At 41.3% G+C, this 18,116-nt stretch carries 11 protein-coding genes; 1 reads left to right on the plus strand and 10 read right to left on the minus strand.

Annotation, left to right across the window (positions count from 1 at the left end; all coding sequences use genetic code 11):
• Window positions 1-53 precede the first annotated feature (53 nt).
• From BLU80_RS11070 to BLU80_RS11095, 6 genes are all read right to left on the minus strand, one after another.
• Window positions 54-3,017, minus strand: a complete 2,964-nt coding sequence (locus BLU80_RS11070; protein ID WP_211481819.1) for a SusC/RagA family TonB-linked outer membrane protein — start codon at window positions 3,015-3,017, stop codon at window positions 54-56.
• 302 nt (window positions 3,018-3,319) lie between these two features.
• Window positions 3,320-4,333 carry a LacI family DNA-binding transcriptional regulator gene (locus tag BLU80_RS11075; RefSeq protein WP_091398078.1) on the minus strand — a complete coding sequence of 338 codons (1,014 nt, stop codon included), beginning with the start codon at window positions 4,331-4,333 and terminating at the stop codon, window positions 3,320-3,322.
• A 407-nt stretch (window positions 4,334-4,740) separates the two neighbouring features.
• Window positions 4,741-5,382: a hypothetical protein gene (locus BLU80_RS11080; protein ID WP_091398082.1), complete on the minus strand. Its 642-nt coding sequence runs from the start codon at window positions 5,380-5,382 to the stop codon at window positions 4,741-4,743.
• A gap of 28 nt (window positions 5,383-5,410) precedes the next feature.
• The gene (locus BLU80_RS11085; RefSeq protein ID WP_091398085.1) at window positions 5,411-7,654 is read right to left on the minus strand and encodes a TonB-dependent receptor; all 2,244 of its coding nucleotides are present in this window, start codon (window positions 7,652-7,654) and stop codon (window positions 5,411-5,413) included.
• Window positions 7,655-7,764: 110 nt separating this feature from the next.
• Window positions 7,765-8,055, minus strand: a complete 291-nt coding sequence (locus BLU80_RS11090) for a winged helix-turn-helix domain-containing protein (protein WP_091398088.1) — start codon at window positions 8,053-8,055, stop codon at window positions 7,765-7,767.
• Window positions 8,048-8,638 (minus strand): hypothetical protein, encoded by a 591-nt coding sequence (locus tag BLU80_RS11095; protein ID WP_091398091.1) that lies wholly within the window; start codon window positions 8,636-8,638, stop codon window positions 8,048-8,050. Before BLU80_RS11095 ends, BLU80_RS11090 begins: the two co-directional genes overlap by 8 nt.
• Before the next feature lie 360 nt (window positions 8,639-8,998).
• On the opposite strand from BLU80_RS11095, the gene BLU80_RS11100 reads away from it, so the two are divergent.
• The gene (locus tag BLU80_RS11100) at window positions 8,999-10,102 is read left to right on the plus strand and encodes a PD-(D/E)XK nuclease family transposase (RefSeq protein ID WP_091398095.1); all 1,104 of its coding nucleotides are present in this window, start codon (window positions 8,999-9,001) and stop codon (window positions 10,100-10,102) included.
• Window positions 10,103-10,193: 91 nt separating this feature from the next.
• On the opposite strand, the gene BLU80_RS11105 is transcribed toward BLU80_RS11100, so the two are convergent.
• The 4 genes from BLU80_RS11105 to BLU80_RS11120 form a co-directional block, all read right to left on the minus strand.
• A complete protein-coding gene (locus tag BLU80_RS11105; protein ID WP_091398097.1) occupies window positions 10,194-10,859 on the minus strand; it encodes an ABC transporter ATP-binding protein in 666 nt (221 codons plus the stop codon).
• A gap of 61 nt (window positions 10,860-10,920) precedes the next feature.
• Complete coding sequence (locus tag BLU80_RS11110; RefSeq protein ID WP_091398100.1) at window positions 10,921-13,311, minus strand: ABC transporter permease; 2,391 nt, start codon at window positions 13,309-13,311, stop codon at window positions 10,921-10,923.
• A 40-nt stretch (window positions 13,312-13,351) separates the two neighbouring features.
• Entirely contained in the window at window positions 13,352-15,724 is a 2,373-nt protein-coding gene (locus BLU80_RS11115) for an ABC transporter permease (RefSeq protein WP_091398103.1), read from the minus strand.
• Between the two features lie 22 nt (window positions 15,725-15,746).
• Complete coding sequence (locus BLU80_RS11120; protein WP_091398106.1) at window positions 15,747-18,107, minus strand: ABC transporter permease; 2,361 nt, start codon at window positions 18,105-18,107, stop codon at window positions 15,747-15,749.
• Window positions 18,108-18,116 lie beyond the last annotated feature (9 nt).

Raw genomic sequence — 18,116 nt, forward strand, 5'->3', positions numbered from 1 at the left:
AATATTTTTTATAACGGCTATTCTTAGCAGAAAGCCATTGAATTAAGATCAGGTTAAAAGTTAAGATTCAGGCCAACGGTGTAAACCCTTGGATTCGGATAAATATTTTTATCAATACCGCCATAAATTTCAGGATCTAACCCGTCATATTTTGTAACGCAGAACACGTTTTGAACATGGCCGCTCAGGCTTAAATTGGATGATTTCAGTCCAAAAACTTCTCCTACATTATAGGTAATACCAATATTGTCCATTTTGAGGAAAGAGGCATTCTGAACGTAATAATCAGACTGTTGCTGTTTATTTATAAAGTTAGTATACAGGACATCCCTTACGCCATTGGCCAGGTATTGGTTAACACCCATGTTATAGGCAATTCCCTGATTAGAGGCCACATTATTATACATATAATTACCGATGTTGGCTCTGAGTGTCGTGCTGAAACTCCATTTTTTATAGGTCAGATTTGTACTGAAACCCATAATCCATTTAGGCCATGGAGATTTATAATAATACTGATCATCATATGGAGAGATCTGACCATCACCGTTTAAATCCGCATAAGCGCCTTCAATAGGTTTGCCGTTAGCATCATATACCTGTTTGTATACCAAGAACGTATTGGGTTGTTGATGCAGATTCAGGATCTGGATGGTCTGACCAGTTGCACCTTCAATATCTCCGGTCACCTGACCTTTATAGGAAGAATCCGGATAAGCCAGTAGTTTAGTAATCTCACTGTTATTATAAGAAGCGTTCAGGTTAACGGTCCATTCCAAATCACTCGTTCTGACTGGAACAAAACCCAGATTTAGTTCAACCCCTTTACTGTTCATCGAACCGATATTGGTCAGCAGCTGATTGGTAAAGTTGGTACCGGCAGCGATATCTACTGTTGCCAGCAAATCTGTGGTGTGCTTATTATAGAAATCCAGACTACCGTAGATTCTTTGATTCAGGAAGCCAAAATCCAGTCCGATGTTAGCAGACGCCGTACTTTCCCATTTCAGGGACTCATCATAACTGGATGGAGTGTACATAGAATAGAAATCATCCCCGAATTGATATTCAGAAGTATTATCACTCAGATAATAGCTGGGAATATATTTATAATTATCTATCCCACCCTGGTTACCGGTCTTACCGTAACTGGCTCTAAATTTCAGGGAAGATAATCCGCGTGCATTTTTAAACAATGATTCTTGTTTTAAGTCCCAGCCCAAAGCTACAGAAGGAAACCATCCCCATCTTGTTGCAGGAGCAAACTTGGAAGATCCGTCTCTACGAATAGAAGCCGTCAACGTATATTTTTCATCATAGGTATAAATCAAACGGCCCACATAAGAAATCAAGGTTGACTGATCCAGCGTGTAAGGATATTTTTGTTCCGTATTCGGGATTTCTCTGCCCAGGTAATCAAAAGAAGCATAGTTATCATTGACACTTCTGTTATCATAATATCCGTATAAGACCATTGCATTGATGTTGCTTTTAATAGAAGCAATATCCTTCTTATAATTCAGCATATACTCCGCAAAATAATTATTGAAGTCACTGCTGTACTGATTATTTAATCCTTTATATACTTCGTCCCCTTGAATATTATAGGTATTTCTGGAAGTACTGTCTTCTTTAGTGGTACCCGTAGTATTACCTACATCAAACCCTAAATTAGCACTGATATGTAAATCAGGCAGAAAATGCAAACTATAATCCAGATTAATGTTACCAAATCCGCGGTTATAATGACTTACGTCTCTGCGTTGATTCAGTAGGCTCACCGGGTTAAAAGCAGCCAGCGGATTCGGGGTACTTGCGTCACGCATCCATTCAAAATAACCACCCATGAGCGTATTGGACTCATCATAAACGGACTGCGTAGGATCAAATGCCACAGCAGCGCCGATGGCTCCCTGATTGGCATTTCTATTTCTGGTCAGGCTTCCGTTTAAATTTAAGGTCACCTTTAAATGGTTATCCAAAAATGACGGGTTTAAGGTTAATGACCCGGTCGTTCTTTGCATATTATCAGTTTTCAGTATACCATCCTGGTTCAGATAGCCTACCGATAAGCGGTACGGGATCTTGCCGAGTCCACCGGAAACGCTCAGATTGTTATTGGTTGTAAGTGCAGTCTGATAAATTTCCTTTTGCCAGTTGGTATTGGCGGACCCTAGGAGGTCTTTATAATCCGCGGTGAAATAAGCATTGGAATTAATATAATCTCTAAACTCGTCGCCGGTCAATACATCCACATAACCCTTAACCTTGCTGACAGAAAACTGCGTATTAAAATTAATTTTGGTCTGGCCGGCGATTCCTTTCTTGGTGGTAATCAAAATAACCCCACCTGAGGCTCTGGAACCATATATCGCAGCAGATGCCGCATCTTTTAAAATAGTCACGGACTCGATATCATTAGGGTTCACATAGCCGTCAAAAGGAGCTCCATCAACCACCTGCAAAGGATCCTGACTGGCACTTAAGGAAGAAAGTCCGCGGATTCTAATGGTAGCACCACTGCCCGGATGTCCGCCATTTGAGGTAATGGAAATACCGGGCGCTTTACCTGCAATCATCTGATCAAAACTCGTGATAGCTCCCTTTTGAAAATCCTTAGTGGAAATGGTGGAGATGGCACCGGTAACATCTTTTTTATTGACGGAGCCATACCCGATTACCACCACTTCACTTAATTTAGAGGTACTGTCCTTTATTAAGACTACATGTATTGGAGCCTCTCCGTTGATAGGCACCACCTGGGAAATATATCCAATAAAAGAAAAAGAGAGGCTGGAAGCTGTGGGCTTCACCTGAAGAGAAAAAGCACCCTTATCGTCCGTAATCGTTCCAATACTGGTCTGGGGTACGGAAACGGATACGCCGGCAAGTGGCTCCTGGTCCTGACTTAAAACGACCCCGGAGATGGTTTTACCTCCCTGAGCTGCCGCCCATCCGCAAAAGACGACCGACAAGAAGAGTCCCAGTAAAAAAGGGAGTTTTTTAGATTTCATCATTTCATTGAAGGTTTTAAAATATTTTAATGTTTTGTTAATGAATGTATTTTTCAGGGTTCTTTATAGCTTAGAGAACGTTCCCGATAACAATTCGGAAACGTTCCCGATAACATTACAGCGGCTAAACTAAAAGGAATTTAAATAACAACCAAATTTTTATTAACTTTTTTTAAGGTTTTTATAACACATGGCGTTAGCATTTTGGCAAAAACTTAAACAAAAATGAAGGCAAAGCCTCCTGGATAAGGACAGGTAACAATTTGATAACCAACAACCGTTTGGATGTCCGTTTAGAATTATTATTACAAAAATTTACTGGAGGAGCGATGGATAATTTCTGAGCGTAAAATTTGCTCTTTATCTGGTAACTGGAGTCCGTTTAAGACTCCGAAAATGAGTTTTGCCGCTTCCCTGCCCAAAGCCTCGGCAGGTTGGGTGATGGTAGAAAGCGAAGGTTGTAATAGATCCGCAATACTTAAATTAGAAAAACTGATAATTTTTATATCCTTGGGGATATTGATTTTCAAATCATTGCAAACCCGGTAAGCCGCGGTAGCCAGACGTTCCACACTTGCAAATAATGCCTCGGGCTGGTACATCGCAATCGCTTTTTTTATGGCATCATAAGATTCATCAAAATCATTGGAGCAGTCAACAATCAAATTTTTATCGACTGGTTTTTTGCATTTCTTATGGGCTTCCAGGTAGCCCTGTAAACGAGCATTACCAATAGAAACACTTTTATCGATAACCAGAAAAGCAACTTTTTCCAATCCCTTTTTCAAAAAATATTCCGTGGCTTTAAAACTACTCTCATAGTCATCTGTTACCACCTTTGGCACATCAATATCATCATAGATACGGTCAAAAAAAACAAGCGGTATCTGACTATCTTTCAACTTATTAATATAATGATGATCCGTTCCCTCACCAGATACAGACATAATGATTCCTTCCACCCGGCCATTGAACAAATCCTCCACGATACTCACCTCCTTTTCATAACTACTATCCGTAACATATACCAGGGTATGGTACCCATTAGCCTGTGCCACTTTTTCGATACCCTTTACGGCCAGAGAGAAAAAATTATTGGCCAGTTCAGGCATAATCACAGCCAGGGTCCGGCTTTTGGAACCTCTTAGGTTGCTCGCATAAATATTTGGGTAATAACCTAGTTCCTTGGCTTTATCCAGTATAAACTGTTTGGTCTGGGGATTAATATCATTCTTATCCCTAAAGGCCCTGGATACGGTCGAGGTGGACAGATTCAGTGCCTGGGCCAGCTCCTTTATGTTGATAAATGACTTAGACATATGGATAAGATATACTACGCAAAGTAATTACTTTTCTTTAGGATAACCATTTATTTTTTAAACCCACCTGACAAACTTTCTACAACATCCTTACGGCGCAAATAGCGCGGACAAGTAAAAACCTGAACACAGACCAGTGCTCAGGTTTTTAACAGAAAGCAAAGATGCCCCCTTTAAACACATCAAAATATGGTAAAAACCCAATCAGACAAACAATATCCTAAAAGCTCTGCCTGCCGGCAATCCACTGCAAAACAATAGCTGCCGTTGAAACAATTCTGCAAAACAAAGAGTCGTCCATCGCAAGTACAACAATAACCCTGTGGCAGCAAAAAGCATTGGCAGATTATCTAGCCCGAAACAAGAGCGTCCGGTAAAAATCTACCGGACGCTCTTATTTAATAATGCTACTTCTCACACTGTTTGAGCATCGCCTCCGCATCTTCTTTCCCCCATTTAGGTTTAAAATCTTTTGTACTATCCTGCGTAGCATACAAATCTACTGCCTTTTGGAAAAGCGTTTTAGCGGCAGCCGGGCCACCTCCAAAACTTTCTGGTGTATGAAAAACAGTCTGGCCTTTCATAAAGTAAATCCTTGGATTGGTAGAATCCTGGGCTACAGCCTGCCCATAATATTTTTCAAGTAAAGGTCCTTCTTCCATAAACCGCGCAGCCGGATTCACCGTCATTTTTAAAACCTCATTATAATAATGCAAAGTGCTTAGTTCAGAATTTGGCTGAATAGCTTCTGCACTTGAAAGTAAGGAATCCACCTGTGCGGCTATGGCATCTTTATCCACATTCTGATCATTCATTGCACCATGCAATTTGGCAAGAGCCGCATAATAGTAAGGAACCCATAAAGTTTTTTCTGCCTGTCCGATTCTGGTAAAGGCAGCAGCAACACTATTATAATCCTGCATGCTTTTCGCATTTTTAAGCAATTCCAGATTTGTTTTCATGGTTGGCGCATATCTGGCAGATTGTGCTACCAGGTTTGTAGTTGCGAGTAATACTGCAACACAGCTGATCAAAATTATCTTTTTCATTTTGTCTGATTTTTTATGATTAAATAAATTAAAGGTTTTCGTTGATGATTTCCTGCGACCGGTCTCTTCCGAAATTAAAGAACACTCCAATAAAATATTGCCTTTTACTCATGGGCCAAACAGGTTGTTTATAGGATCCGTCATAGGAGTAATTATAGGTATAGAGCTGCTGCAGTCCCAATATATTTTTAACCGTTGCCACAAACATGACTGTCATCTTTTTATGCGTCTTACCGAAATCAGGAAGATAGTCGATGCTAAAATCCAGATTATTGTAGGGTGATGATTTGCCTTGTTTATCCAGCTGATAGGTATGGTTTTCTAAGTCAGGTTTAAAGTAATAATAAGGTCTGCCGGTAGCAAAACTACAGGAGAAATTCACCTGAGTTTTTATATTAGGAATAAACTGTTGCAGCACGGCTGAAAAAGTATGGGGTGTTATAAAATCCGGCTCAAGCTGCGTCGGATAATTTAAGAACTGGCGCTTTGTATGTATATAAGAATAGCTGATCCAGTATTTAAAGGGAAAGGTTTTCTGATCTTTCCAAAACAGATCAAATCCTTCCGCATGTCCTTTGCCTCCATTATCATAGGGATAATCATTCACCTGGGTGGCAGGCACAAACCTCACCAGATCCGCATACTTTTTATAATAAGCTTCCAGGCGAAGAATCTGACTGGTGGTGCTTTTCTGATAATTTAATATATACTGATCCGATCTGGTAAAACTCAGATTTTGATTATACATCAAATAATTATCCTCCGGCTTTTGATAAAAAATCCCATAGGCTGCAGATAGCTGTTCATTGGGCCCTATTCTGTAGGCCGTAGATATTCTTGGAGCCACCTTAGTCTCATTCATAAGAGAGGACCTTTCTGCTCTGACACCTGTTTTTAGCATAAAATCATTGGTGAAATACAGATCATTCTCCGCAAATACAGCACCATAATTATCTTTGAATGTTATATTTCGATCATTATAATCTCCGTCAGTATGTGCGTAGTCATATTCGCCACCGAAGCGAATGGCTGCGAGGTTCCTGAATTTCTTTTCCAGAACCAGCCTGGATTGTAAATGTGATTCGGTGTTTAAATAAGTAAAAATTTTATTATTCATCCAGTAATAGCTGGAGGAAAAACTTTGAACTTCATGATTGCCATCTAAAATACTTCTGTTAATGTGATCATGGTTTATGCTGAAACTATTGGACCAGATCAATTTCCAGCGGTTTCCCAGATTCTCCGTCCAGTTTACATTATTATACCAGTTATTATTGGCTACATTAATCTTATCTTTTAAACTCAAAATATCTATATCCGTCCAGCTATATCCAACATCATTATGGCTGAACTCCGTATAATATTTAATCATTCCTCCCCTGGTCTTCCTGTGATAATAAAAATTAGCCGTATGGTACTCTGGCGTTCTGGTAATATCAAAATAGGTATTTAAAACCTGCATTTCGGGCCATACATTAATATAATTATAACTGACTCCATAGGCTGACTTTTTATCCTTTGCCAGCTGTTGTGTTCTCAGATTGACATAGGCAATGGGAGAAATATCAATTTCATATTCTGACTTTTCAGGAAGATCATTGCTGTTCATCAGCAGCACTGAAGACATGGCATTACCATATAATGCGGAATATCCCCCTGTGGCAAACATGGTTCCACTAAATAATCTCGGATCAAACCTTCCTCTTTGCATAATCTGGGGGCCACCCGCATAATAAGGGTTTTGAATAACGGCTCCATCCATATACTGCGCGGTTTCTCCTGCCGTTCCTCCATGTACAAATAAGCCGGAGGATTCCCCATTTTGTTGTGTCCCGGGCAAAAGGCGCATAGCCGAAGAAATATCCGCATTCGTGGAAGTGGTCAGAATATCCAAGGAGGATAATACCACCCCTTTTTTATTGTCTCCTGCAGAAAATGAACCTGCCGTAATCGTAACAGCACTCAGTTCATTAAAGGCCTCTTTCAGATTTATATTTAATGTCAAGGTTGAACCTGTTAACTGAACCACTTTTTCGACTGTCTCATAGCCCGTCAAGCTGTATACCAGTGTATCCGACCCCTGATCTGGTGTCGTAAAATGGTAATTCCCCAAACTATCCGTTATGGAACCGTCATATCCGTTTTTTACGGCAACGCTGACGCCGATTAGCGGGCGCATTTTATTGTCTTTGACCTGTCCCTCGATGGTCGTTTGTGCATGCAGGTGCCCCGCTAGTAACCCTACCAGAATGGTAAGTATATAAGGTTTCATTGTATTTGGTTGAAATTGTATGTTCCGTAAAATTCAGAAGTTTTTGGGAAATTTTCCCGGTTTTTGAGGTAAACGGTCGCCACCTTTCGGTAAGCCAAAATAGTTTGTTGTTATTTTTTAGGTCTCAAATAATCCTTCAGGGCTTCCACATAGTTATCAAAGGCCTTCAGACCCACTTTTGTAATCTTGCATGTTGTTAAGGGGTATTTACCTTTAAAGGTTTTCTCCACTTCAATATAACCTGCATCCGCCAGTTTTTGCACCTGAACACTCAGGTTACCGGCCGTAGCGCCTGTCTTTTCCTTTAGCTCCTTAAACTCAGCCTCTCCAGCCCCTACCAGTAGGCTGACAATCGCCAGTCTGAGTTCAGAATGCAATAATGAATCCAGTTCCTTAAACATGGGCCTCTCCTTTTGCTTTTTTCCAAAGGATATAACCTGGTAGTAAATAACCCAAAAACATTAATAAACTTGTGAGTAATAGCTGGCTATTATTCATTGGCAGCAGCGCGGAGATGACCGCCCCTAACCAAAAGATAATCGCGCCTGCATATAACGACCAGAATTTATAAATTCCACCGGTAATAAACATCCCCATGCCCAGCAGTAAATAAATAAACGGAGGGGCAAATAAATGATAATGTGCACATAGGAACATTAATACAAAATAGCTGATGGCATAGCCAATCCAGACTTTTCCGTTAATAGCATCCAATCTGGTAAATTTTCTGGTCTTAGGCGCTATTTTCCAAAAATACATCGCCGTTGCGATTATTCCCACACTTATACCGATACCCCAGATCCAGCCATCCCTACCCTCATGCCCTAAGGCATGCGTCGCAAAGGAGGTTAGACAGATAATTATAATCAGAAGTCCCCAGAATAAAAATGCAAACCCGTTATTATAAAAGCGGTTCCGGGTATCTGCGAGCATTTTTTCTATGATTTGCAGACTTTCAGTTGGAGAAATTGCTTTGTCTTCCATTTTATTTTGATTTTGTTTTACAATACAAAACTAAACTAGTTTATTTTATAAAGCAAATTATTTTTTAAAACAAATGTTCATTGCAATTATATTACGAGGTATCAATAAGTAAAAAAAGCAGTTTGGATGGGTTTAAATATGACCGTCATTCGAAAGTTTAAAAAATTATCCACCAAAACTTTTAAAATAATTTACTAATATAATTGTCATTTAAAAATAATATTCTTATCTTTACATTATAAGTTATTTATCAGTTATTATGCCAGCATAATAATCAAATTATTGATTACTATGTTTTTGATGAAGATTTGTCTTGTCATCCGATTGCCAAAGATTGTTTACTATTTAAATTGAAAAACTATGAAAAAGTACATTATTTCGCCGCAGTGTCTTAACCTGGTACGGGAAGTCTGCGAACCTTACGGCCCCTCTAAAAGGGATAAAAATGTAAATAAAATTCCCCCAGACGACAATGGGGCCGAATCTTTTCAGGAATACTTTTTAAAAACAGGCGAGGAAACAGTTTTTATCAACCCTTTAGGAGATGTAGGATTTAAAATTTTGTTTGGCAATAGCGGAGAGCCAAGTACTACATCCAATAATAAGGATAAGTCAATTGTCAAAAAAGGGGATTTATTAAAGGAGACGCTGAATTCCTTTTTTGACCAAAGAATTCCGGCTATCACAAAAGTTCTTTTTAAAAATGCAGAAACCCCCGGTAAGACTATTCACGAAAGGAAAGTAATTTATGATTTATTATTTTCAGATGGAAGTGAAAGAGAATTTATCGTTGAAATGCAGAATCAGAAAATCTCATTTCTGCTTAACCGAATGCATAATTACATGGCAAGAGCGCACTCATTAGCAATGAATAAAGGAACATCTTTTGATCACAACCAAGCAGCCCTTGTCGGGGTGTTGATTGCCAACTGTATCGTTCACCAGGATCCACGAATACCCTGTATTTCCATGACTGAATATGGAGATATGGAAACAGGTGTCGTTACAATGCATCTGTCAAAAATTATGACAGTGGAACTATCTAAATTCAATAAACGGTTGGATCAGTTGAATGACAAAAAAGATGTATTTTTGTTTTTGCTGAGAAACTTGGGACGACTAAAGAAGGTCCCGCCTCAGCTTGATAACGATTTGTTTAGACCATTATTTGAATACGCTGAAATTGCAAACCTAAAAAAGGAGGACTTTATGCTATTTGACAAAGACAGAACCTGGGAAAGGAAAAGGCAACTGGAGTTGGAAACTGCAGTCCAGGATGCCAAAGAACAAGTGACTGAACAAGTAACTGAGCAAGTAACGCAACAAGTAACACTAAAGAACACCATTTCCTTTGTTACGTCCTTAATCTTAGAGGCTTCTATGAATGAACAGCAAATTGCCAAGGTTACCGGCGTTTCGGTCGCCTTTGTGCAAAATGTAAAGCAAGGATTATCGCTGATTTAAACTTATTTTTTTAAAGGGAGACTGGAAGGCCATCTAGAAATCCTTCCAGTCTTTTTTATATAGTTACATCTACAGCTTACAGGTTAACAAATCAATTTTCAATCCTGGCATCCAGCAAATTAATGATCCGGTGCCCATAGGCGGCATTCTTTTCCGAATGCGTCACCTGGATGATCGTTACACCATCTTCTTTATTCAGCCTGGTAAAAATATCCATAATCTCCTCCCCCTGCTTTGAATTCAGATTACCTGTCGGTTCATCCGCCAGGATAATATCAGGATTTGCCACCAGGGCACGGGCAATGCCTACCAGCTGTTGTTGCCCGCCGGAGAGTTGCGCAGGAAACAGATCCTTTTTACCTACCATCTGAAACCGGTCCAGCATATCAGCCACTATCGCCTTTCGCTCAGCTGATTTCATATTCTGATACAATAAAGGCGTTTCTATATTTTCATAAACCGTCAGCTCATCAATTAAATGATAAGCCTGGAAGACAAATCCGATATGATCCTTATGCAGCGACTGTTTGGCCTTCTCCTTCAGTCCGCCCACATCTTCTCCGTCAAATAAATACTGCCCTTCATCATAATCGTCCAACATACCGATTACATTTAAAAGGGTGGATTTTCCGGACCCGGACGGCCCCATAATAGATACGAAATCCCCTTTATCTATTTTTAAATTAATATCTTTTAATAAAAAGGTCTGGTTGCCACCGGCTTTCACCCATTTAGACAAATTTGCTAATTCAATCATTTCAATAAATATTTGAAGCTACTAAATTTTAATTGCTGTTGTTTTGAAATTCAATTCTATTTTACTCTGTTTTTATACTATTTACAGGATTTGCCCTGGACGCCTTCACAGACTGATAGGAGACGGTAATAAGGGCAATCAATAAGCCTGATAATGCGGCCAGCGCCACGACCAGCCAGCTGATATGAATGCGGTATTCAAAATTCGAAAGCCATTCCCGCATTAAATAGACCGCGATAGGAATACCGATAATAATGGATAGTACCACCAACCTTAAAAAATGCAGGCTCAGCATCCTGCTAATGGAAAAATTGCTGGCCCCGAGCACCTTTCTGATGCCAATCTCCTTTGTTTTCTGTTCTGCCATAAATGCAGACAGCCCAAATAACCCCAGACAGGATACAAAGATAGCCAGGCAGGAAAATAAAAGCACTGTTCTTTGCATGACCCGGTCTGCATTATACAGGGTAGCCAGATGCGAATCCAAAAAGGAATAGTCAAAAGCGACCGAAGGTACATCTTTGCCAAAGGCAGACTGAATTTTATCCATGGTTCCGGCCAGTTGATCTGTATTTATCTTCACCATTAAAGCATTAAAGGACTCAGGTGCATCATTTGCCGCATAGTAAATATAAGGCTCAATCGGGCTTTTTAAAGAAAGGTAGTTAAAATTATCCACCACTCCGACGATATAGGCATTCTCGCCCAGATCCACATCGACCTTACGCCCTATGGCCTGTTCAGGTGTCCATCCCATAAAATCCACTACTTTTTTATTGGCCAGTACATAAACGGCAGAATCCGTTTTCGCCAGTTGCTTAGGCAGCGATTGGCCAGCCAGCAGGTGCAGTCCCAGGGCAGGCACCACCTCAGCATCTGCATGACAGGTATATAAGGTCAGATCTGACTTTGCATCAGCTTTATGCAGTGAACGCTGGCTTGCACCAAAGCCGGGCGGTGATTGCAAAAAAGCCACATTACGAACGTTGGGCATCTGACTGATTTCATTGGTAAACCCTACCAGATTCTGAGCCTTCGCGACACCGCTTATATTAATCATCAGTACGCCATCGGGCTTGAATCCTAAATTCTTATTGCCCACAAAACGCATCTGCTGATAAATGATGACAATAGCAATAATTAAGACGATGGAGCAACTGAACTGTACCACCACCAGCGCTTTTCTAAGAACTCTGTCTAATCCGCCTGCATGAAAGCGCTTTTGCATGAGCTGCAGGGCTGAACTCCCGGATAACAATAATGCAGGATAACTACCCGCCAGTAAGGTCACCAGCACCCAGATTACCATTAAAAACAATAAAGTAGGTAACCCAAACAGATCAGTCATTGCTAAATGACTGCCACTAATTGAGTTAAATAAAAAAAGGCTGCCAAATGAAAGCAAAAAGCCGGTTACAACCGATAAAAATGCCAGCAGAGCTGTATCGGCATAGAAGCGGAGTACCATTTGTTTTCTGGTGGCTCCGAGGGTTTTGTTGATACCCACCTCCCGGGCTCTTTTCTCTGACTTGGCCGTTGCCAGATTCATATAATTAATGCAGGCAATCAGGATAATCAATAAGCCTAATAGGCCAATCTGGCGCACCGTCTTTATATCCCCTATCCGGCTTATGTAGGTATCCATTACCTGAGCGGAATGCAGATGTATTTCACTAAGCGGCTGTAAGCTAAGGCTGAACCACCTATCGGAGGGATCCTTAATATATTTGGCCGTCAGTGCCTGAACTTTCTGATTAACTATCTTTATATCTGAACCAGGCTTTAGCAGGCAAAAAGTTTCATAACTGGCATTGCTCCAGTAAATACTGCGGCTCATGCGGCTGGATTTAAAATTCGCGATCATGGCGGGGTCAATACTGCTGTTATCCGGTAAATCCTTATAGACACCGCGCACCACCAGGGTGGGGCCGTTATCCACTATAATGGTCTTTCCCAGCGGGCTAGCCTCACCAAATAACCGCCTGGATTCAGATTCATTAATAACCGCAGCGTTATCCTCCTGCAAAGGATTTTTACCCTCACCGGCGGTAAACTGAAAATCAAATATCTTAAAAAGCTCCGGATCAGACCAGTAAAGCAAATCCTCCTTGAAATTTTCCTGCCCGACTCTTAATGAAGCAGGCGTTCCAAATCCGTTTTTCAGCATCCTTGCCGCATAACTGATCTCAGGGATATCCTGCATCATGGCAGGCGCGACTGCATTGGGCACACTCCCCCAGGTTTCATCTGACTTCTGGTGAGGAATGAGATTTACCCGGTAGATATGATCCTTATTGGCATAACCACTATCAAAACTCCTCTCTTTTCCTATAAATAAAAACAGGGGTATACAAACCGCTATTGCTACCGAAAGTCCAAGCAGATTCAATAAACTAAAGAGTTTACTGCTCTTAAAATTACGCCATGCGATTTTCAAATAATATGTAATCATAATCAACCCTTTAAAATATTAAACGATCAGATTCAAAAAATCACTCCGTTTTGAGACTGTTGACCGGACTAGTACTGGCCACCTTCCATGCCTTCCCGCATATGGTGGCTAAAGCTATTACCAAGGAAATACAAAAAGCTTCCACAAACCATAAAACAGAGATATGGATACGATAATCAAATTTTGACAACCACACATGTGCCAGATAAATAGCAACAGGAGTGGACACAATAAAGGAAATGAAAAGCATGGACAGAAATCCCTTGGATAATAACAGAAAAAGACGCTTGGCAGAGGCGCCTAAAACTTTTCTTATACCAATTTCCTTCATTCGCATTTCTGCCATATACGTCATCAACCCGAATAACCCTAAACAGGATATAAAGATGGCCAGACCGGCAGCAAATACAGCAATCTGCCGGTAGCGCTCTGACTGTTCAAACTTCTTTTGAAAAGCCTGGTCCGCAAAGTTGTAGCTAAACGGGAATCCCGGATTATACTGGTCAAAGACTTTTTTGATGGTACTTAAATTCTCCTGAACCGGATGAGCAGGGTTTAACCGGTAATGGATGACATCAAACCAGGATCTCGGGCCCTCAATCATCATGGGCCTGATATTTTCAAAAGGACCGTCAATCACAAAATCCTTAATAACTCCAACGACATGCCATTCAGCCCTGTTATCCTTAACAATCGTACCAATTTCCTGTTTGAGATGCATCGCTTTTACGGCAGACTCCGTAAGTATCATGGCCGTACTGTCCGCAGGATACTTATAAATATCGATATCCCGCCCCTTTATTAACTTCATCCCCAAAGTTTTGACCATATCCGCATCTGAACTGAAACGTAAGAATTGAATATTTGATGCATCAGCAGAAGACCCCGTCCAGCTCATGCCCCAGCCATTACTCTGAGACAAGGAGACAGGAGACATATTTTTGGACACCGAACTTACCGCACCGCTTTGAAGTAATGCATTTCTGAGGGGAAGATAATTCTGATCCAGATGACCGGAAAACCAGCTAAACATCAAACCATCCTTTTCATATCCCAGGCTACGGCTTCTGGCATAATTGATGTTTTCTACAATCATAATGGTCCCTACAATCAGTACCATTGAAATTGTAAACTGAACGACAAATAACACAGAGCGCAGGTTCAGTTTTGCGGACATTCTTTTAAACTTCCCTCCCAGGACTTTAATCGGACTAAAGGAGGATAAATACAGTGCCGGATAACTGCCCGCCATTAAAGTTGTTGCTAGGATCAATATACCTAAGGCCAGTGCCAGTTTTAAGTTAAATACCGGCCTGAGATCCATGTCTACCAAATGATTGAAAAACGGTAAAATAAGTAAAGCCAGCGCCCCTGCAATGATAAATGCGGCCAAGGTAAGCAGCAGCCCTTCTGTCAGAAACTGGATCATCAGTTTTTTTCGGGACGCTCCAAGGGCCTTTTTCACGCCTACCTCACGTGCCCTTTGTTCACTTTGAGCCGTTGTAAGGTTCATAAAATTAAAACAAGCCAGCAGCAGCATAAAAATGCCAATGACGATCATGGACTTTACCAGTACAATCCGTCCTGTTACAAATTCACCGTTTTGTTGCGTATCATATAAATAATTTCTGGAAAAAGGCTCGGCCAGGATTTTATAAGCAGTATTGGGATTTGTGGAATGCCGGCCGACAAAACCCTCAATTTTCCGATTGAAGCCGGCTAGCGGTGTACCCTTAGCCACCTTTATGAAAGTCTGTACATTATTATTAAACCAGTTGGAATCCACAAATCCAAGTTTTGCGCCGTATTTCCAACTGAGGATATAATTGCTTTTAAACATGGTATTTGCCGGAAAATCCTTCAGCACCCCTGTCACTTTCAGAACGTCAACGCTATCAATTTTTATGGACCTGCCAACTGCCTCTGCAGCTTTATCCCCGAATAATGTTTTGGCAAACTGCTGCGTAATCACAATGCCGTTTCCATTATCCCAATCCATAGTCGGGCCGCCCTCGACAAAAGAAAATCCGAACATTTTAAAAAAGTCAGGATCGGCAAAACTACCTTGATCCGCCTCCAGTATTTTGTCATTGGCCGTAAATAAAAATTTCCAGTTATTATCATAACGTGTCATGGCTGAGACCTCAGGCACCTCCTGAATCATCGTAGGTCCCAATATCTTAGGCACCCATTTCCAGGTTTGCATTTCGCCGCTGACAACACCTTTGCAACGCAGGATATACAACTGGCTTTCATCCTTATAAAACCGGTCATACCGCGTCATATTATACACCCAGAGTCCGATCAGCATCGCTCCTGCCATCCCAATGGCAAGGCCGGTGATATTAAGGACGGAAAAGAGTTTATTCCTTCTGAAGTTTCTGAGTGCGGGTTTTATATATAAATTAAACATAGCGTATCGGCTTTAACTGCATTTATTCCGTTTTCAGGCTTTGGACAGGATTCACCCTGGCTGCTTTCATCGCCTGAAAACTAACTGTTATAAAAGCAATCACCATCGCCATCATGACCGTTAATAAAAACCACCACCACTGTATCTCAACACTATAAGCAGAGGAGGATAACCACCGACGCATAATATAATAAGCCAGCGGGGCGCCCATCAAAAAAGAAATCAGAATCAGCTTTACGAATCCTTTTGAAAGAAGCCCTATAATACCCAGCGCACTGGCACCGAGTACTTTCCTTACCCCGATTTCTTTGGTTCTGGTTTCTGCCATAAAGGTAATCAGACCGAAAAGTCCCAGGCAGGATATAAAAATTGTCAGGCCTGCAAAAAGCATGGACAGCTGGCCCAGTTTTTTATTCTCCTTAAATTTCTGGGCATACACTTCATCGGCAAAATGGTATTCAAAAGGATAATCGACGCTGTATTTGTCAAATATCGTTTTTATCCTCGCTAAATTATCATCGATGGAATGCCTGGGGTTTAACCGGTAGTGAACAACATTAAAATGTGCATAAGGCCCTTCGATCATCATGGGTTTAATCTTCTCAAAAGGTTGATCTATTACAAAATCACTGACCACACCCACCACTGTAAACTTCGTATCCCCATCCACGACATTTACACCGATCGGATTTTTAAGTCCCATCGCCGATACGGCAGAAGCCGTTAGGATCATAGCCGAACTGTCTGCAGGATATTTATAGATGTCAATATCCCGCCCGCTGATTAAATGCATACCCATGGTTTTCACCATATCCGCATCTGTGCTATATCTTTCAAAATCTATTTTTTCGATTTCATTATGTGAACCCGGCCAACTGACGCCCCATGAATCACTGGAACGGTTGGTAATAGGAGACATATTTTTAGAGACCGAAGTAACGGCTCCTGACTGCAGCAATTCGTTTCTGAGCACCGGATAGCTTTTGCGCAGGTTCGCATTCAGTGCAGAATATAGCAGTTCGTTTTGATCATATCCCGTGTCGCGGTTTTGCACATAACGCGTATCCTGGGTAATCATAATAGTCGAAAGTATAAGAATAATGGCCACTGTAAACTGAGCCACCACCAATACGGATCTGGCACTGAGTTTACCGCGGACTTTGGTCAGCCTGCCTTTGAGCACCTTAACCGGCGCAAAAGAGGACAGGTAAAAAGCAGGATAACTACCGGCTAAGAGCCCTGTCACCACCATAAGCCCGATCGCCAGTACCCAGCCCGTCCAGCCAAAATGCCAGGAAAGCTTCATCTCTACCAAATTGCCAAAGGCAGGCAATACCAGCAGAACGATCCCTACCGCAATAACAAAGGCCAGTAAAGCAAGTAATACACTTTCTACCAGAAATTGAGTGATTAATTTTGATTTAGTCGCTCCGATTACTTTTTTCACGCCTACTTCCTTTGCCCGGCGCTCACTTTGCGCTGTACTTAGGTTCATGAAATTGATGCAGGCAATCAGCAACAGTAAAAGGCCTATGATGGCCAGACACCTGACCACGACAATTTTTCCGGAATCAAAATGTCCGTTGTGCTGCTCATTATATAAATAATTATCTTTAAACGGTGTCGCAAACAAAGTTATCGTCCAGTCCGGACGGTGCTCCCTGGTCACGTTCTTAACCGCATTATTAAAGACCGATAAGGAGGCACCCTTTTTTAATTTTATAAAAGTCTCCACCGAATTATTGCCCCAACTGCTATCTACCGCACCAAAGCGGTTGGCATACCCCCAGCTCAACAGATAATCAGACTTTAAAACCGTATTTTCAGGCATATCCTTGATCACCGCTGCAATCTTTAAGTATTGTGCCGTATCCAGTTTAATGGTTTGTCCCACCACATCCGTCGTCCCATATAAAGATTTAGCCAGCGACTGAGACAAAATAATAGCCGTTCCGTTATTCCAGTCATCAGAGATACTGCCGCTGAGCAGGGGAAAACTGAACATCTTAAAAAAGCCGCTATCTACCAGAGAGCCCTCATTATTTTGTATTTTATGTTCACCCTGGGTAAATAAAAAGGATACCCCCGAGCTAACCCGGGTCCAATCCTCAATTTCCGGACGCAGATCAGCCAGCGTCGATCCCAAAATCTTGGGTGTCCATTTCCAGGCCTGCATGTCTCCATTTACTCTATCCAGATTGGCCATCACATACAACTGGTCTTCATCTTTATGAAACCTGTCATAGCCAAGCATATGTTGCAATAAAATAGCAATCAGCAGGGCGCCCGCCATACCAATAGCCAGCCCGAAAATATTCAGGCCGGAAAAAAGTTTATTGCGTTTTAAACTACGCCAGGCGGTTTTCAGATAATTTTTAATCATGACATCTGC

Source organism: Arachidicoccus rhizosphaerae (genome assembly GCF_900107765.1).
Lineage (GTDB): Bacteria > Bacteroidota > Bacteroidia > Chitinophagales > Chitinophagaceae > Arachidicoccus > Arachidicoccus rhizosphaerae.